General features: G+C 63.3%; 16 protein-coding genes. 9 read left to right on the forward strand and 7 right to left on the reverse strand.

Annotation, left to right across the window (positions count from 1 at the left end; genetic code table 11):
• The 3 genes from rpsR to rplI all read left to right on the forward strand — a co-directional run.
• A partial coding sequence (rpsR, locus tag VGO04_RS31480) for a 30S ribosomal protein S18 (RefSeq protein WP_327499918.1) occupies positions 1 to 196 on the forward strand: 196 nt, incomplete at its 5' end.
• A 197-nt stretch (positions 197 to 393) separates the two neighbouring features.
• Positions 394 to 1,347, forward strand: coding sequence for a DUF2232 domain-containing protein (locus VGO04_RS31485; protein WP_327499919.1), 954 nt, complete (start codon positions 394 to 396; stop codon positions 1,345 to 1,347).
• 33 nt (positions 1,348 to 1,380) lie between these two features.
• Positions 1,381 to 1,956, forward strand: coding sequence for a 50S ribosomal protein L9 (rplI, locus tag VGO04_RS31490; protein ID WP_327499920.1), 576 nt, complete (start codon positions 1,381 to 1,383; stop codon positions 1,954 to 1,956).
• A 119-nt stretch (positions 1,957 to 2,075) separates the two neighbouring features.
• Here rplI and VGO04_RS31495 read toward each other — a convergent pair whose 3' ends face one another.
• The 3 genes from VGO04_RS31495 to VGO04_RS31505 form a co-directional block, all read right to left on the reverse strand.
• Complete coding sequence (locus VGO04_RS31495) at positions 2,076 to 3,182, reverse strand: HlyD family secretion protein (protein ID WP_327499921.1); 1,107 nt, start codon at positions 3,180 to 3,182, stop codon at positions 2,076 to 2,078.
• Positions 3,183 to 3,199: 17 nt separating this feature from the next.
• On the reverse strand, positions 3,200 to 4,768 hold the full coding sequence (locus VGO04_RS31500; RefSeq protein ID WP_327499943.1) for an MFS transporter: 1,569 nt from the start codon (positions 4,766 to 4,768) through the stop codon (positions 3,200 to 3,202).
• Between the two features lie 143 nt (positions 4,769 to 4,911).
• A complete protein-coding gene (locus VGO04_RS31505) occupies positions 4,912 to 5,355 on the reverse strand; it encodes a MarR family transcriptional regulator (protein ID WP_327499922.1) in 444 nt (147 codons plus the stop codon).
• Between the two features lie 334 nt (positions 5,356 to 5,689).
• Here VGO04_RS31505 and VGO04_RS31510 point away from each other — a divergent pair, with 334 nt between their 5' ends.
• Positions 5,690 to 7,192 carry a replicative DNA helicase gene (locus VGO04_RS31510; protein WP_327499923.1) on the forward strand — a complete coding sequence of 501 codons (1,503 nt, stop codon included), beginning with the start codon at positions 5,690 to 5,692 and terminating at the stop codon, positions 7,190 to 7,192.
• A 183-nt stretch (positions 7,193 to 7,375) separates the two neighbouring features.
• Here the strand turns inward: VGO04_RS31510 and VGO04_RS31515 are convergent, their stop codons facing one another.
• From VGO04_RS31515 to VGO04_RS31525, 3 genes are all read right to left on the reverse strand, one after another.
• On the reverse strand, positions 7,376 to 7,675 hold the full coding sequence (locus tag VGO04_RS31515) for an AzlD family protein (RefSeq protein WP_327499924.1): 300 nt from the start codon (positions 7,673 to 7,675) through the stop codon (positions 7,376 to 7,378).
• Entirely contained in the window at positions 7,672 to 8,325 is a 654-nt protein-coding gene (locus tag VGO04_RS31520; RefSeq protein WP_327499944.1) for an AzlC family ABC transporter permease, read from the reverse strand. Before VGO04_RS31520 ends, VGO04_RS31515 begins: the two co-directional genes overlap by 4 nt.
• Positions 8,326 to 8,480: 155 nt before the next feature.
• Complete coding sequence (locus VGO04_RS31525) at positions 8,481 to 9,338, reverse strand: AraC family transcriptional regulator (RefSeq protein ID WP_327499925.1); 858 nt, start codon at positions 9,336 to 9,338, stop codon at positions 8,481 to 8,483.
• Between the two features lie 141 nt (positions 9,339 to 9,479).
• Here VGO04_RS31525 and alr point away from each other — a divergent pair, with 141 nt between their 5' ends.
• The 5 genes from alr to VGO04_RS31550 all read left to right on the forward strand — a co-directional run bounded on the left by alr (position 9,480) and on the right by VGO04_RS31550 (position 15,311).
• Positions 9,480 to 10,619, forward strand: a complete 1,140-nt coding sequence (gene alr / locus VGO04_RS31530) for an alanine racemase (RefSeq protein WP_327499926.1) — start codon at positions 9,480 to 9,482, stop codon at positions 10,617 to 10,619.
• A gap of 150 nt (positions 10,620 to 10,769) precedes the next feature.
• Positions 10,770 to 12,173 (forward strand): DNA repair protein RadA, encoded by a 1,404-nt coding sequence (gene radA, locus VGO04_RS31535; protein ID WP_327499927.1) that lies wholly within the window; start codon positions 10,770 to 10,772, stop codon positions 12,171 to 12,173.
• Positions 12,174 to 12,298: 125 nt separating this feature from the next.
• The gene (locus VGO04_RS31540) at positions 12,299 to 12,922 is read left to right on the forward strand and encodes a CvpA family protein (RefSeq protein ID WP_327499928.1); all 624 of its coding nucleotides are present in this window, start codon (positions 12,299 to 12,301) and stop codon (positions 12,920 to 12,922) included.
• A gap of 145 nt (positions 12,923 to 13,067) precedes the next feature.
• Complete coding sequence (gene purF / locus VGO04_RS31545) at positions 13,068 to 14,558, forward strand: amidophosphoribosyltransferase (RefSeq protein ID WP_327499929.1); 1,491 nt, start codon at positions 13,068 to 13,070, stop codon at positions 14,556 to 14,558.
• A gap of 12 nt (positions 14,559 to 14,570) precedes the next feature.
• Positions 14,571 to 15,311, forward strand: a complete 741-nt coding sequence (locus tag VGO04_RS31550) for an SDR family NAD(P)-dependent oxidoreductase (protein ID WP_327499930.1) — start codon at positions 14,571 to 14,573, stop codon at positions 15,309 to 15,311.
• Between the two features lie 81 nt (positions 15,312 to 15,392).
• On the opposite strand, the gene pssA is transcribed toward VGO04_RS31550, so the two are convergent.
• A complete protein-coding gene (pssA, locus tag VGO04_RS31555) occupies positions 15,393 to 16,268 on the reverse strand; it encodes a CDP-diacylglycerol--serine O-phosphatidyltransferase (protein ID WP_327499931.1) in 876 nt (291 codons plus the stop codon).
• Between the last annotated feature and the right edge of the window lie 8 nt (positions 16,269 to 16,276).

A 16,276-nucleotide genomic window follows, 5' to 3' on the forward strand; every position in this document is an offset into this window, starting at 1 on the left:
GACCTGCCCCTTCTCGGGCGCAAACGCTCCGCGGATCGACTACAAGGACATCCGTCTGCTGCAGCGCTACATTTCCGAGCGCGGCAAGATCGTTCCTTCCCGCATCACGGCCGTTTCCCAGAAGAAGCAGCGCGAACTCGCACAGGCGATCAAGCGTGCACGCTTCCTCGGCCTGCTGCCCTACGTCGTTTCCTAAGAACGACTGACGTTCCGGCGGTCGACTGACTCGACGGAAACCGACTCTGGGGAGAGGCGCTCCCCTTGGGTGAGCGCCTCTTCCTCTCCCTTCCGCGGTGGGCGCGGATCGGAAACCCTGCGTGGAAACACACAGGAAATCCCATGTTGGGGCTGAGCCTGGCCATCCCCTAACTGCACGAAGCAGGACAGCGAAACGTGACGAACTTGAACAAGACATCGCTGCTGACCGGCGTTCTCGCCGGCTTGACCGCCGCCCTTCTGTCGATGGGCGCGAACACGCAGTCGTCGCTTGCCATCGTCCTTTACGCTGCCTCGGCACTTCCGATCCTGATTGCCGGTCTCGGCTGGGGCAACGCTGCCGCGATCGCCGCGATCGTTACCGCCGGCGCTACCGGTGCTGCACTCGTTTCTCCCCATTTCGCGCTGCTCATTCTCGTGGTCACGCTCATCCCGGCGGGATGGCTCAGCCATCTTGCCAATCTCGCCCGCCCGGCCTCCGAGCTCGGCGGCCCGGATGAAGCACTCGCCTGGTACCCGCTCTCCGACATCCTCAGCCATCTCGCCGGCCTCGTGACGGTTGGCATGATCATCGTCGGCTACATCGTCGGGTACGGCGCCGACATCTCCGATCGCATGGTCGACATCGTTATCCAGGCGGTGAAGGCGCAGGATGCGGCCTACAATCCGGATGCGGCCGCGATCGCCCAGATCAAGTCGCTGTTCACCCTGGCGCTACCGCTCGTGCAGGGCGCGATCTGGGTGCTGATGCTGTTTACCGCCTACTACATGGCCACCCGCATCGTGCAGATGTCCGGCCGGTCGCTGCGCCCGCGCGAGGACATTCCCTCGACGCTGCGCATGCATCGCAACGCCATCTTCATCTTCCTCGGCGGCCTGGTCATGACCTTTCTCGGCGGCGCGCCCGCCACGATCGGCGCGCTGATCTGCGGAACCTTCGGCGCGGGCTTCCTGCTTGCCGGTTTCGCATCCTTCCACTTCCGCACGCGCGGCAAGTCCTGGCGGCTTCCCGTGCTGTGGATCGCATACCTGTCGGTGCTCGTTTTCACGATCCCGGCATTCTTCTTCCTCCTGTCCGGCCTGATCGATACGCGACGCACCATCGCGGTCACGCCGGTTGGAAAAAACTGACCAACGAACTGGAACACTGAAAGGAAACTCAACATGCAAGTCATTCTTCTCGAACGCATCGCCAAGCTCGGCCAGATGGGCGAAACCGTAAAGGTTCGCGACGGCTTTGCTCGTAACTACCTCCTGCCGCTCGGCAAGGCGCTGCGCGCCAACGCTGCCAACAAGGCACGTTTCGAAGCTGAACGTTCGACGCTCGAAGCCCGTAACCTCGAGCGCAAGTCGGAAGCTCAGGCTGTTGCCGAAAAGCTCGACGGCAAGTCCTTCATCATCGTCCGCTCGGCTGGCGAAACCGGCCAGCTCTACGGTTCGGTTGCTGCCCGCGACATCATCGAAGTGCTCGCTGCCGAAGGCTTCAACGTCGGTCGCAACCAGGTTGACCTCAACCAGCCGATCAAGTCGATCGGCCTGCACAAGGTTACGCTGCACCTGCACTCGGAAGTCGAGATCGCTGTCGAAGTCAACGTTGCCCGTTCGGCTGAAGAAGCCGGCCGCCAGGCCAAGGGCGAAAGCCTGACCTCGGCCGACGCCATCTACGGCGTTGACGAAGACGCGCTGAAGCCGGAAGACTTCTTCAACCCGGAAGCCGAATTCGAAGGCGAAGACGAATAAGCCTTACTGGCCATTCGCAAAAAGAAAGCCCGGGTCATCGACCCGGGCTTTTTTCTTGACCTCTTGAGATATCAAACCAGACCCCAGCGCATCATGCGCTTCGCCCGCAGGCGGCAACGTTACGCGCCCTGCCCGCCGTCAAAACCCGAGACCGTCCGACCGGCAGCGTGATCCGCGACAGGCCGCGCCAGCGCAGCCTTGTCGACGCGCACGACCACCGAGAGACCGGGCGAGAGCATGCTGGCCAGGGGCTGGCCGGGATCGACGGCGATGCGGACACCGACACGCTGCGCCACCTTGATGAAGTTGCCTGTGGCGTTGTCGGGACGAATCACGCTGAATTCCGAGCCGGCGGCCGGCGCAAAGCGCTCGATATGTCCGGCCAGGCTGCTCTGTTGCAGGGCATCAACCGTAATGGTGACCGGCTGCCCGCTCTTCATGCCGTCAAGCTGCGTTTCCTTGAAATTGGCAACGACCCAGACGTCGTTCGGAACCAGCGCCAGCAGTTGCGACCCCGCCGTCACATATTGCCCAAGCCGGGCACCGATCTCGCCCAGCCTGCCGTCGCGGGGCGCGACGATGCGCGTATTTTCCAGGTCGATCTTCGCCAGAGCGACCGCGGCTTCGGCGCCGGTCACCGTCGCCTGCAACCCGGAGCGCGCACCAAGGGTCGTTGCCAGAGCCTGCTTGGAGACCTCAAGTCCGGCCTCGGCCTGGCTGACAGCCGCGTCAGCCTGCTCGAATCCGGCGCGCGCCTGGTCTGCGTCGCTGCGCGTCGCCACGCCCTTCTCCGCCAACGGCCGGATCCGGTCCCACGTTGCGCGTGCCCGGTTGAACGCCGCCTTGGCACTGTCGAGCTGTGCCTTGCTCGATGCAATACCGGCCGTGGCGGAGAGTTCCTGCTGGTAGGAGTTGGCAAGTGCGGCCTTCTGTGAAGCGAGCGTCGCTTCGGCCTGTGCCAGCTTCTGCGCATAGATGCGATCGTCGATCTTGACCAACAGCTGTCCGGCCTTGACCGTTTCATAGTCTCTGACGGGAACCTCTGAGACATAGCCCGAAAGCTGCGGGCTCATGACCGTGACATAGCCGCGGACATAGGCGTTTTCCGTCATCTCGACGGAGCTTTGAAAGGGCGGCAGCCGCCATGCGTAAAGCACCAGGGCGATACCGCCGAGACCGGCCAACAAGACGACAAGCGCCGTCGGGGAGCGAAGCAATTTCAACATGATATCAAACCATTCAATCAAGCGGCGGGTAGCGGCGCAGGTCCTGCCTTACGCTGCGTAACCCATTTGTAGAACATGTGGAGAAACAGGCCTGCGAGCGCACACAGGGCAATCATGGAGGCGAGCAGGAACGCATCGTTATAGGCAAGAATGTAGGCCTCGCGGGTCACCTGCTGCGACAGGAGTGCCGGACCTTCACCGTTCAGCAGAAGCCTGTCGCCCACCACCTTGTTATAGGCGGCTGCAAGCTGGTTGAGCCTTTGGGCGACAAGCGGATTGGACAGGACGATCTGCTCGGCGAGAATGTTGGCATGGAACTTCTCGCGGATCGCGACAAAGGTGCCGAAAGCCGCGGTGCCGGCCAGGCTGCCGATGTTCTGGGTGAACATGAAAACCACGAAGAAGCTCAGGATATAGCTCGGCCCCTTGCTCAGCGCTGCCTTGAAACCGCGCGCCATGGCCGGTGGCAGGAAGAGCGCGGTGCCGGCCGCAATCATCGCCTGGCTGAGGTACATCTGTTCCGGCCGCGTCAAGCTGCTCGCCTGGCTGTCCATATAAGCGCCGGTTGCCAGCAGCCCCAGTGCGAGCACATGCACCCGCTCGGAATGCTGCGGGTTCATCAGCACCGCGCAGAGCAATCCGCCAGCAACCGCCGCACCGAGAATGATCCAGTAGAGGGTCGCCACCTGCTCGAATTGCAGGCCGAGCTGCTGATAGAAGTTCGCTGCGATCGCCGACTGCTCGGACGCGACGAAGCGGAACGTCAGCAGAACCACGGTGAAGTGAACGATTTCCTTTGAGGCGAGCCAGCGCACGTCGATCAGCGGCACGGCGCGGTTGAGCTCGATCAGCACCACCGTCGTCAGCGCCGCTATCGAGAGGGTGAGGAGAACGCCGAGCCAGGGCGCCTCGAACCACCAGTAGAGACGCCCCATGCTCAACACGATGGCGAGACAACCGAAGGCGATGGCGACGAGCAGGTAACTCAGCACATCCATGAACTGGATGACCTTGGCATGCGGCACCGGCGCCAGCGGCAGAAGATAGATGATGGGCAACGCAATCAGCGCCAGCGCCATCTCCAGCGTGTAGAGCGCATGCCATTGGCCGTACTCGATCAACGTCGGCGAAATCAGGCGGGTGATCGGCGCAGACATCGTCGTGCAGGTCAGCGCAAGTGCCAACCCGACAGTCAGCTTGCGCGCCGGCGGGAAGGCTTCGAGCATGTAGAGGAAGCCGAGCGTCGACATGGGCGCAGCCGCAATGCCACTGATGAAGCGTACGACGATGGCTGAGTGCAGATCGGAAACGAAGACATTCATCAGGGAAACGGCCACGAAGCCGACGATGCCGATCTCAGCAAAGCGGCGCAGACCGTATTGGGCGCGGATTTTGACGAGCGCGATCGACAGGCTGACGTTTGGCGCCATGTAGGCAGCCGACAGCCAGGCCGCCTCAACCGACGTCGCAGAGAGCGAACCCTGGACCTGATTGAGATTGGCAAGCGCCAGGTTCATGCCGAGCCCCTGTGTCAGGAACAGGAACGCAGAACAGGCGATATAGACTGCGGACTTGGCGGCACTCATCGATGCAAAGGCAGACGGTGTCGCGGGCGTCGGAGCCGTTGGGACCGGGGGTAGCTCCGCTCCCTCGTCTGGCTCCGCATGCCCTTCAGAAGCCGCGCTCCGGTTTTCGTTGGCAGCAGCAATCGCAACCGCGCGCATCGCCGTCACTCCCGTGCCAGCGACTGGACGTTGCCAGCGATCGAACTGACAACACGAAGCGTCACGGCCAGTTCGGCGGCATCAACGCCCTGCAACACCTCGGCCCGGATTTCGTCGGCAAGCCGCAGTATTTCATCGGCGATGGTTCGACCGAAGTCGGTCATGTGGATCTGCTTGGCGCGCCGATCGGTTGCCTCGACCCGCCGCTCGATAAAACCCTGCTTTTCCATGCCGTCGAGCAGACGGACCAGTGTCGGCGTCTCGATGTCGAGTTCGTCGGCGAGATCACGCTGGTTCAAGCCGTCCTTCCTGGTCAAGGCAAAGAGTGCGCGGGCCCGCGATAGCGTCAGCCCCTTTTCTTTCACTCGAGCATCGAACACGGCGCGGAGCTTGCGGTTGACCAGCGACAGGGCGTCGAACAATTCGCGGTTTACCGTGGGCTGATACATTACTATCTTTTCCATATTACTAGCATGCTAATTATATTGCCTCTATCTAATCCAAATGCGGTGGATTTTCAAGACCAGGATTTTGTGGTGGCCGCAGACGGCGCTACACTTGCCTTGCCGGGACGATCAGGGTGATTCGCGACGTCAACGGCCAATTTTGTGGCGACGGTAAATTCTGCGCGTTTGTGAACACTGCCTTGTGGATCAGTCGAACAACGGGAACAGCGCGCAGCTCACGCACGACGCTTTGCAACTGTGTCCCTCGTGCACTTGACCCAGCCCGCGCAAGACAGCAAACCGGTGCCACACCAGACAGAGGCAGAGAAAAAGCGACATGAACGACGTTGTGCGAAAGCTATCCCCTACCGGCAAGGACCAGGCGGACCAGCACTATCGCGAGGCGCCGAATAACCTGGAAGCCGAACAGGCCCTGCTCGGCGCGATCCTCGTCAACAACGACGCGTTCTATCGCGTCTCGGACTTCCTGAAGCCGGTCCACCTGCACGAGCCGCTGCACCGCAAGATCTACGAGGTTGCCGGCGACATCATCCGCATGGGCAAGACCGCGAACCCGGTCACCATCAAGACCTTCCTGAAGGCCGACGAGAGGGTCGGAGACCTGACCGTCGCGCAGTATCTCGCGCGTCTCGCCGCCGAAGCCGTGTCGATCATCAACGCCGAAGACTATGGCCGCGCGATCTATGATCTGGCGCTGCGCCGTTCGCTGATCACCATCGGCGAGGACATGGTCAACATCGCCTATGACGCGCCGCTCGACATGCCGCCGCAGGGTCAGATCGAAGACGCAGAGCGCCGCCTGTTCGAACTGGCCGAGACGGGCCGCTACGACGGCGGCTTCCAGTCGTTCAACGATGCGGTGGCGCTGGCAATCGACATGGCCGGCCAGGCCTTCGAGCGCGACGGCAGCCTGTCGGGCATTTCGACCGGCATCCTGTCGCTTGACGGCCGCATGGGCGGCCTGCAGCGCTCCGACTTGATCGTGCTTGCCGGACGTCCGGGCATGGGCAAGACCTCGCTTGCCACCAACATCGCCTACAACATCGCCGCCGCTTACGAGCCCGAGGTTCAGGCGGACGGCTCGTTCAAGGCGAGAAACGGCGGCGTCGTCGGCTTCTACTCGCTCGAAATGTCGTCCGAACAGCTCGCCACCCGTATCATCTCCGAGCAGACCGAAGTCTCCTCGTCGAAGATCCGCCGCGGCGACATTTCCGAGGCCGATTTCGAAAAGCTCGTCGCCTGCTCGCAGATGATGCAGAAGGTGCCGCTCTATATCGACCAGACCGGTGGTATCTCCATCGCGCAGCTGTCTGCCCGCGCCCGCCGCCTCAAGCGCCAGCGCGGCCTCGACTGCCTGGTGGTGGACTATATCCAGCTCATGACCGGCTCGGGCAAGTCGAGCGACAACCGCGTGCAGGAAATCACCCAGATCACCACGGGCCTGAAGGCGCTCGGCAAGGAACTGAACGTTCCGATCATCGCGCTGTCACAGCTCTCCCGTCAGGTAGAAAGCCGGGAAGACAAGCGCCCGCAGCTCTCCGACCTTCGTGAATCGGGCTCGATCGAGCAGGACGCCGACGTCGTGCTCTTCGTGTTCCGTGAGGAATACTACGTGAAGAACCTGGAGCCGCGCGACGAGTTCGACCCGAAGTACGAAGAGTGGAAGATGAAGATGGAGCAGGTGAAGGGCACCGCGGACGTGATCATCGCCAAGCAGCGTCACGGACCGACCGGTACCGTCAAGCTCGCGTTCCAGTCGGAGTTTACGCGCTTTACCGATCTCGCCGATCCTTCGTTCACCCAGTACGAAGAACACTAAGGTCGTAACGCAATTCCGGACGGAAAACCGTTACACACTTTGTCCTGGAATTGCTCTCAAGAGTTCCGTGGGGGCGGCCGGAGCGGGCTGGGAAAAATGTTTGCGGTTTCCCAGCCCGCTCTCAATTCCAAAGATCAGCCGATGCTAACGGCAAAGCGGCGTCGACCGCTTCACGGCCTTGCCTCAGAACACAAGGCGCAGCAGCGCGACCGAGACGACGCCGATGGCGACCGATGCCAGCAGCGGCAGCCGCATGGCAGCCAGAGCCGTTAAGGCAGCGGCAATCGTTTCAGCCGGCCCCGTCGCGAAAGCCGTCGGCGCGATGACCGCCATCAGCACCGCAGGCGGGATGGCTTCGAGCGCACGCTTCTGGTTTTCTCCGATCGCCACATAGCGGATCAGGACAAGGCCGCCGATACGGGTCGCGATCGTCGCGATTGCCATCGCGAAGATAGCAAGCAGCGTGGTGAGATCAACACTCATGCGTGCGCCTCCTTGCGACGACCCGAGAGAACGGCAACGACGACGCCGGCGGCAGCACCGGCTGCGATGTACCAGACGCCCGGCAGCAATTGATGCGTGAGCACGGCCGCACAGGCGCTTGCGGCCAGCACTGCGCCGGTTTCGCGCCCCTTCCAGAAGCCCATGACCAGGACGATGAAGACGGCCGGGAAGGCAAAGTCGAGGCCGGTAACCTTCGGATCGCCGAGGAACGCGCCGAGTAGCGAGCCTGCGAGGCTGGTCAGGACCCAGGCGCAGTAGAACGGCACGGCAAGCCCGGCGAACCAGGCGGGCGTCAGCTTCCTTTCGCCCGCGCGCATCTCGGCCATCGCCCAGATCTCGTCGGCCAGAAGCAGCATCGACGCGTAGCGGGCAGGTCCGGAGAACTGATCGAGCTTGCCGCCGATCGACGCGCTCATCAGCACGTGACGGACGTTGACCAGCAGGGCCGAGAAACCGAGGGCTGCCCAGGAGGCCGGATGCGTCCAGATGTCCATCGCGACGAATTGCGATCCGCCGGCAAACACCAGCGCACTCATCAGCGTCGCCTCCGCGGGGCTGAGGCCCTTGCCAGCCGCCACGGCGCCGAACACGAGGCCGATCGGCATCACCGCAACGATGAGCGGCGTCATCGCCATGGCGGCCGCCCGAAAATCCCGAAATGCACTTTTCTCCTGCAACGTCCACGTCTCCATTCGCACCACAGCGCCGCCCGTCCCTTGGAACGCACGGTTGCTCTGGCCAACGTTTTAGGTGCCGGGCTGCGGGTCGTCTTGAACGAAAGTGATCAGCCGGCGCGGAAGGCACCAGGCGTTATGCCGGTGCGCGCCTTGAAATGGCGGCTGAAATGCGCCTGATCGGCGAAACCGCACTGATAGGCAGCATCGACGGCCGACCAGCCGTGCCTGAGCAAGGTCTTGGCCGCACGCACGCGCTTGTCGGTGAGGAACGCGTGCGGCGTGATGTGGAACTCCTTGCGGAAGGCGCGAATGAGATGCGCGCGACTGAGGCCCGCGACCCTCGCCAGTTCTTCGAGCCCGACATCCTCGGCGTAGTTCTCCACCAAATAGTCGCGCGCCCGGTGCACTGCGGTGTGTTCCCGTGTTTCGATCGGCGTAATGATCGTGCTGCCGTGGCGCTCGAACATCGCAGCGAGCACGGCGAACATCTTTTCCTCGGCCTCGAGCGTCGCCCCGGCCACTTCCAGTGTTCGGTGCGCCTGATGGAAGGAAAGAGCCAGGTCCGGCGCCTGCAGGACGCGCTTGGCAAAGGACGGCGTGCCTTTGAACGCGCGGCCGGTGACATCCTCGATGATGCTCACCAGCAACTCCGCGCTCGGATACACCATGCGGTAGCGATAGCCGCTGCCGCCGGGATGGCCGTCGTGAATCTCGTCGGGGTTGATCAGGTAGAAATAGCCGGGGCCCGCCTCCGAGCGCTCGCCCTTGATCTTGCTGATCTGCGAGCCCGCCTCGATCGCGCCGATGCTGAAGGTCTCGTGCGCATGCGGCGCAAACTCATGGGTGATGAAGGTCGCCGTCAGGCATTCCATGCCCATGAAACGCGAGTCACGCCAAAAGCGCGTGCGCTCGGCGCCCTCTATCGGCATGACATCGATGGCTTGTTCCTGCGAAATCGTCTGCATCCGTAAACCATAGTGGCCCCGTGCGTCCGCGTCTTGCACAAAAGTGCGCATCTTGAGCAGGGCCGATACGGCGGCGGAGTGTTTGCGACGCCGTGCGGTTGGCTGTATTGCTGCTTGGATCATCCACGCAGAGTGCCCGGCATGCTTCGTCCAGACTTCCTCTCCGCCTCCAACAGGCTCACGATCGACCTTGGCGCGCTTGTCGATAACTGGCGGTCCATGAACAAGCGCTCCGGCAAGGCGCGCGCCGCTGCGGTGCTCAAGGCGGATGCCTATGGTGTCGGCATCCAGCATGCGGCCCCTGCCCTTTATGCGGCCGGCGCCCGCGATTTCTTCGTCGCCAATGCCGAGGAAGGTGCCGCACTCCGCCCGCTCGTGCCAGAAGGCAGGATCTACATCCTCGCCGGCATGTGGCCGGGCAACGAAGCCCTGTTCTTCGACAACGACCTGGTACCGGTCATCAATTCGGACGAGCAGCTTGCCGTGTACATGGCAGCACTTTCCGAAGGAGGCGACCACCCGTGCGTGCTGCACATCGATACCGGGATGAACCGGCTGGGGCTGTCGGTCGAGGCGGCGGTCGGGCTCGCCAACGATCCGGCGCGGCCGGCCAGCTTCTCCCCCGTTCTGATCATGAGCCATCTCGTCAGCGCCGATGATCCCGAACACCGCTTGAATGCCTTGCAACTCCGGCGCTTCTACGAAGCAACGGCCGCCTATGACGGTGTCGATGCGAGCCTTGCCAATTCGGGCGGCGTCTTCCTCGGGCCCGACTATCACTTCGACCTGACCCGGCCGGGCATTGCCGTCTACGGCGGCGAAGCCGTAAACGACGTCCCCAATCCGATGAAGCCGGTCGTGACCGCCGAGGCACGGATCATCCAGGTGCGCGACGTGGCCGCTGGCGGCACCGCGAGCTACGGCGCCTCGGCCCGTTTCGATCGCGACAGCCGCATCGCCACGGTGGCGGTAGGCTATGCCGATGGCTATCACCGGTCGGTCTCGGGCGGCGGCGTCACCATGAGGCAGGCGACGCCGTCGGGGGCATTCGGCTTCCTGCACGGGCAGAAAGTGCCGCATGTCGGCCGCGTCACGATGGACCTCAGCCTTTTTGACGTCACGGACCTTCCCGAAAGCGCCGTGCGTCCGGGTGATTACATCGAGCTTTTCGGTCGGAATATCGCCATCGATGACGTCGCGCGCGCCGGCGGAACCATCGGTTACGAAATGCTGACCAGCCTCGGCCGCCGGTATATCAGGCACTATGTCGATCCTGTGTGACGCAGCGCTTCAGATCATTTTCCAGCCATCTTCGCTGAAATTCACCTTTTGTTCCGCGTTTCGCGGCATTATGTGACAACACAGATGATTCTTTGCCGCCGGGGTGCTCTCGAGAGCCGGCGGCTCCTTACATTCCGAAAGTCGAACGTCATGGCGAAAGTGCGCACACAATTCGTTTGCCAGAACTGCGGCACGGTCCACACCCGCTGGGCGGGCAAGTGCGAAGGCTGCGGCGAATGGAACACGATCATCGAGGACGACCCGACGGCCGGCATCGGCGGCGGCCCATCGCGCGCGCCGAAGAAGGGGCGTCCAGTGGCGCTCACCACCCTTTCCGGCGACATCGAGGACGCGCCGCGCATCCAGACCGGCATCTCGGAATTGGACCGGGTGACGGGCGGCGGCTTCGTGCGCGGCTCCGCACTGCTCGTCGGCGGCGACCCCGGTATCGGCAAGTCGACCGTGCTGATGCAAGCCGCTGCCGCGCTTTCGCGCCGCAACCACCGCGTCATCTATGTCTCGGGCGAAGAGGCCGTGGCGCAGGTGCGCTTGCGCGCCCAGCGTCTGGGTGCCGCCGATAGCGACGTGCTGCTCGCCGCCGAAACCAATGTCGAGGACATCCTGGCGACGCTTTCGGAAGGCAAGCGCCCCGATCTCGTGATCATCGATTCGATCCAGACGCTCTGGAGCGACATCGTCGATTCGGCGCCGGGTACGGTGACCCAGGTGCGAACCGGCGTGCAGGCGATGATCCGCTTTGCCAAACAGACGGGGACCGCCGTCGTGCTCGTCGGCCATGTCACCAAGGAAGGCCAGATCGCCGGCCCCCGCGTCGTCGAGCACATGGTCGATGCGGTGCTTTATTTCGAAGGCGATCGCGGTCACCACTATCGCATCCTGCGCACCGTCAAGAACCGCTTCGGCCCAACCGACGAGATCGGCGTTTTTGAAATGTCGGATAAGGGCCTGCGCGAAGTCGCCAATCCGTCGGAGCTGTTCCTCGGCGAGCGCAACGAAAAATCGCCGGGTGCTGCGGTCTTTGCCGGCATGGAAGGCACCCGCCCCGTCCTCGTCGAAGTGCAGGCCCTTGTCGCCCCGACCTCGCTCGGCACGCCGCGACGCGCCATCGTCGGCTGGGATTCGGCCCGCCTGTCGATGATCCTTGCGGTGCTCGAGGCCCATTGCGGCGTTCGCCTCGGCCAGCACGACGTCTATCTCAACATTGCCGGGGGCTACCGAATTTCGGAGCCGGCTGCCGATCTGGCTGTGGCTTCCGCACTGGTTTCATCGCTTGCCGGGCTTGCCCTTCCGGCGGATTGCGTCTATTTCGGCGAAGTCAGCTTGTCGGGCGCTATCCGGCCGGTTGCGCATACCGCACAACGCCTTAAGGAAGCCGAAAAACTCGGGTTCTCGCAGGCGGTCCTGCCGTCCGCTTCGACCGAGCTGCCGAAAAACGGCGGTGGACGATGGAGCGAGATGGAAAGCCTGCCGGATCTGGTGGCGCGCATCGCGGGATCGCGAAACGCGCTGAGGCCGGCAGAGCACGAAGACTGAGGATGCGGATGCCGCAGACGGCCCTTTAAGGGCTGCAAGCAGGCTGCGAATGCCCTGACGTGGCAGGGCCGATGGCGGATAGGCTTGAGGAGACCCGGACGAACCGGGTCCGGAGTAAGGACAAAATGCCCATTACAATTCTCGACGGTATCGTTCTCGGCGTCGCCCTGTTTTCCGCAATTCTGGCCATGGTCCGCGGCTTCTCGCGCGAGGTGCTTTCGGTTGCGAGTTGGGTGGGTGCAGCAGCAGCCGCCTACTTCCTCTACCCGCACCTTTTGCCCTATGCAAAGCAGTATACCAACAGCGACACCGTTGCGCTGATCGGCTCAGCAGCAGTGATCTTCCTGGTCGCGCTGATCATCATTTCCTTCATCACCATGCGGATCGCCGACTTCATCATCGACAGCCGCATCGGCGCGCTTGACCGCACGCTCGGCTTCCTGTTCGGCGCCGCCCGCGGCATCCTGCTCGTTGTCGTCGCCATGCTGTTCTTCAACTGGCTGGTCGCACCGGCACAGCAGCCGACCTGGGTCACTCAGGCCAAGTCGAAGCCGCTGCTCGACAATCTCGGCGAAAAGCTGATCGCGCTTCTGCCGGAAGAGGCCGACGCCACCATTCTCGACCGCCTGCGTGGCAAGGACACGACGGGTGAAGGCGAAGGTGAAGCACCGACGACGGCACCCGGCCAGGCGCCGACGACGACGCCGGAGCAGGCGCCCGCCGACGACGCACCGGCCACCAACGGCTGAGACAGGAACGACATGCCGACAAAGCCCGCCCCGCGGGCTTTGTCCTTTTGGGGAATAACGCTTGCAGCCGTTTTCAGCTAAGATCGCTTGAAGACTGCGGGCCCGATCACGATATGCGCACCGGTACGGAGCAAAGGCGACTGTGATGACCGATCTGAGATCCATGGAAATCCACGATGAACTCGAAGGCGACGAGCTGCACGAAGAGTGCGGCGTCTTCGGCATATTGGGGCACTCGGACGCGGCGGCGCTGACAGCGCTTGGCCTGCACGCGCTCCAGCATCGCGGCCAGGAAGCGGCCGGCATAGTCACCTTCGACGGCAAGCAGTTCTGCACCGAAAAGCGCATGGGCCTCGTCGGCGACCACTACACCGACCCGGCGACGCTGGCAAAACTGCCCGGCTTCATGTCGATCGGCCATACCCGCTACTCGACGACGGGTGAAGTGGCGCTGCGCAACGTCCAGCCGCTCTTTGCCGAGCTTGAAGTCGGCGGCATCGCGGTTGCCCACAACGGCAACTTTACCAACGGCCTCACCCTTCGCCGCCAGTTGATCGCCGATGGCGCCATCTGTCAGTCGACCTCGGACACCGAAGTCGTCCTGCACCTGATCGCCCGTTCCAAGCAGGCCTCCTCGTCCGACCGCTTCATCGACGCCATCCGCCAGATGGAAGGCGGCTATTCGATGCTGGCGATGACGCGCACCAAGCTGATCGCCGCGCGCGACCCGATCGGCATCCGCCCGCTGGTCATGGGTGAGCTCGACGGCAAGCCGATCTTCTGCTCCGAGACCTGCGCGCTCGACATTATCGGCGCAACTTACGTCCGCGACGTCGAAAACGGCGAAGTCATCATCTGCGAGATCCAGCCCGATGGCTCTATCTCGATCGATTCGCGTAAGCCCGAAGTCTCGCAACCCGAGCGGCTTTGCCTGTTCGAATACGTCTATTTCGCCCGCCCGGATTCCGTCGTCGGCGGCCGCAGCATCTACGTGTCGCGCAAGAACATGGGCATCAATCTCGCCAAGGAGGCGCCGATCGAGGCTGATGTGGTGGTTCCGGTCCCGGACGGCGGCACGCCGGCCGCCCTCGGCTACGCCCAGCAGAGCGGCATTCCCTTCGAATACGGCATCATCCGCAACCACTATGTCGGCCGCACCTTCATCGAGCCGACGCAGCAGATCCGTGCCTTCGGCGTGAAGCTCAAGCACTCGGCCAACCGTGCGATGATCGAGGGCAAGCGGGTCATCCTGGTGGACGATTCGATCGTTCGCGGCACGACGTCGGTCAAGATCGTGCAGATGATGCGCGACGCCGGTGCCCGCGAAGTGCACGTGCGCGTCGCAAGCCCGATGATCTTCCATCCGGATTTCTACGGCATCGACACGCCGGATCGTGACAAGCTTTTGGCCAACCAGCATGCGGACCTTGCCTCCATGTGCCGCTACATCGGCGCGGACTCGCTCGAGTTCCTGTCGATCGACGGCCTCTACGAGGCGGTCGGCGGCGAAAAGCGCGATCCGAAGTCGCCGCAGTTCACCGATCATTATTTCACCGGGGACTATCCGACCCGCCTCCTCGACCAGGAAGGCGCCAGCAATGTCCGCAAACTCTCGGTTCTCGCCAGCAACGGATAATCAGACAAGAAAATGACGATCGATCTCAAAGGCCGGGTGGCCGTGGTCACCGGCGCGTCGCGCGGTATCGGCTATTTCACCGCTCTCGAACTGGCCAAGGCCGGAGCCCATGTCGTCGCCTGCGCGCGTACCGTCGGCGGGCTCGAAGAGCTTGACGACGCGATCAAGGCTGCCGGTGGTGCGGCAACGCTGGTGCCCTTCGACCTCGCCGACATGCCGGCGATCGACAAGCTCGGCGGCGCCATCAACGAGCGCTGGGGCAAGCTCGACATCCTGGTCGCCAATGCCGGCGTACTCGGCACGATCTCGCCGATCGGCCATGTCGAGGCGAAGGTGTTCGAAAAGGTCATGAACATCAACGTCAACGCGACGTGGCGGCTGATCCGCTCGCTGGAGCCGCTCCTGATCAAATCGGATGCCGGCCGCGCGCTGATCCTGTCTTCGAGCGCCGCGCACAAGTGCAAGCCGTTCTGGGGCCCCTACTCCGCCTCCAAGGCGGCCGTCGAAGCGCTTGCCCGCACCTGGGCCGGCGAGACGCAGCGCCTGCCGCTGCGCATCCTTTCGGTCGACCCTGGCGCCACCCGCACGGCAATGCGCGCCCAGGCAATGCCGGGCGAAGATCCTGAGACCGTGCCGCATCCGTCAGAGGTTGCCGCCAAGCTCCTGCCGCTGGTTGGCCCGAACCAGACCGAAACCGGCAAGCTCTACATCGTTCGCGAAGACAAGATCGTCGACTACCGGATGCCGGAATAAGCGTCGGCAATCACCCAAACGAAAAGGCCACCGTGTCACCACGGTGGCCTTTCTTTTTGCGTTCCGTTCAGCGGCGCGTCGTCAGTCCTTGTCGCCCGGCAGGCCGTCGCCGCCGGTAGACGGATGGACCGGCCAGTCGCCGCCATACTTGCGCTGCCAGGAGCGCGCGCCGAAGGGCAACGTGATGAGGTAGCCGAGCGCGGTGACCGCCATCGTCTCCCAGGTATAGGTCATCAGTGTCGCGACATAGAAGACGACGCCAAGGATCGCCGGCAGGACGAGATCACGACGAACGCGGCTGTTTTCCGACTTTCCCGACCAGACCGGCAGGCGGCTGACCAGCAGGAAGGCGATGAGCACGGTATAGCCCGAAGCAATCAGTGCGAAGGTGCGCTCGGGCGCCAGGCCAAGCAGGCCGAGATAAACGGGCAGCAGCACCAGCATGGCGCCGGCCGGTGCAGGCACGCCGACGAAATACTCCGACTGCCAGGACGCCTTGACCTGCCGCTCCGCCATGACGTTGAAGCGCGCGAGCCTGAGTCCCATCGCGATCGCATAGACGAGTGCCGCGATCCAGCCGATCGAGCGCGCCTGATCGAGGACGAAAACGTAGAGCACGAGCGCCGGAGCAACGCCGAAATTGATGATATCGGCGAGCGAATCCATCTGGCCGCCGAAATTCGACGTCGCCTTCAAAGCGCGCGCGACACGACCGTCGATGCCATCGAGAAAGGCCGCAAGCAACACCATGGCGACGGCGAGCTCGATGCGGTTTTCGAAGGCGAGCCGGATGCCCGAGAGACCCGCGCAGATCGCGAGCACCGTGATCAGGTTGGGGATCATCAGCCGCAGCGGGATCTCGCGCAGCCGCGGGCCACGCGCGGTATCGCTCGACCCGTTGGCGTCTTCGGCCGCCTGAGGCGTTCCGGACGGTTTTTCCTGTTCAGAGCCTTCCATGGATACTC

Origin of the sequence: Ensifer sp., assembly GCF_035999185.1 — a bacterium.
Classification (GTDB): domain Bacteria; phylum Pseudomonadota; class Alphaproteobacteria; order Rhizobiales; family Rhizobiaceae; genus Ensifer.

Excerpts from the sequence above, each read along its gene's own strand:
- rplI (WP_327499920.1), top strand. The coding sequence starts at position 1,381 with ATGCAAGTCATTCTTCTCGAACGCATCGCCAAGCTCGGCCAGATGGGC.
- VGO04_RS31495 (WP_327499921.1), bottom strand. The coding sequence starts at position 3,182 with ATGTTGAAATTGCTTCGCTCCCCGACGGCGCTTGTCGTCTTGTTGGCC.
- VGO04_RS31500 (WP_327499943.1), bottom strand. The coding sequence starts at position 4,768 with ATGAGTGCCGCCAAGTCCGCAGTCTATATCGCCTGTTCTGCGTTCCTG.
- VGO04_RS31505 (WP_327499922.1), bottom strand. The coding sequence starts at position 5,355 with ATGTATCAGCCCACGGTAAACCGCGAATTGTTCGACGCCCTGTCGCTG.
- VGO04_RS31510 (WP_327499923.1), top strand. The coding sequence starts at position 5,690 with ATGAACGACGTTGTGCGAAAGCTATCCCCTACCGGCAAGGACCAGGCG.
- VGO04_RS31515 (WP_327499924.1), bottom strand. The coding sequence starts at position 7,675 with ATGAGTGTTGATCTCACCACGCTGCTTGCTATCTTCGCGATGGCAATC.
- VGO04_RS31520 (WP_327499944.1), bottom strand. The coding sequence starts at position 8,325 with ATGACGCCGCTCATCGTTGCGGTGATGCCGATCGGCCTCGTGTTCGGC.
- VGO04_RS31525 (WP_327499925.1), bottom strand. The coding sequence starts at position 9,338 with ATGCAGACGATTTCGCAGGAACAAGCCATCGATGTCATGCCGATAGAG.
- alr (WP_327499926.1), top strand. The coding sequence starts at position 9,480 with ATGCTTCGTCCAGACTTCCTCTCCGCCTCCAACAGGCTCACGATCGAC.
- radA (WP_327499927.1), top strand. The coding sequence starts at position 10,770 with ATGGCGAAAGTGCGCACACAATTCGTTTGCCAGAACTGCGGCACGGTC.
- VGO04_RS31540 (WP_327499928.1), top strand. The coding sequence starts at position 12,299 with ATGCCCATTACAATTCTCGACGGTATCGTTCTCGGCGTCGCCCTGTTT.
- purF (WP_327499929.1), top strand. The coding sequence starts at position 13,068 with ATGACCGATCTGAGATCCATGGAAATCCACGATGAACTCGAAGGCGAC.
- VGO04_RS31550 (WP_327499930.1), top strand. The coding sequence starts at position 14,571 with ATGACGATCGATCTCAAAGGCCGGGTGGCCGTGGTCACCGGCGCGTCG.
- pssA (WP_327499931.1), bottom strand. The coding sequence starts at position 16,268 with ATGGAAGGCTCTGAACAGGAAAAACCGTCCGGAACGCCTCAGGCGGCC.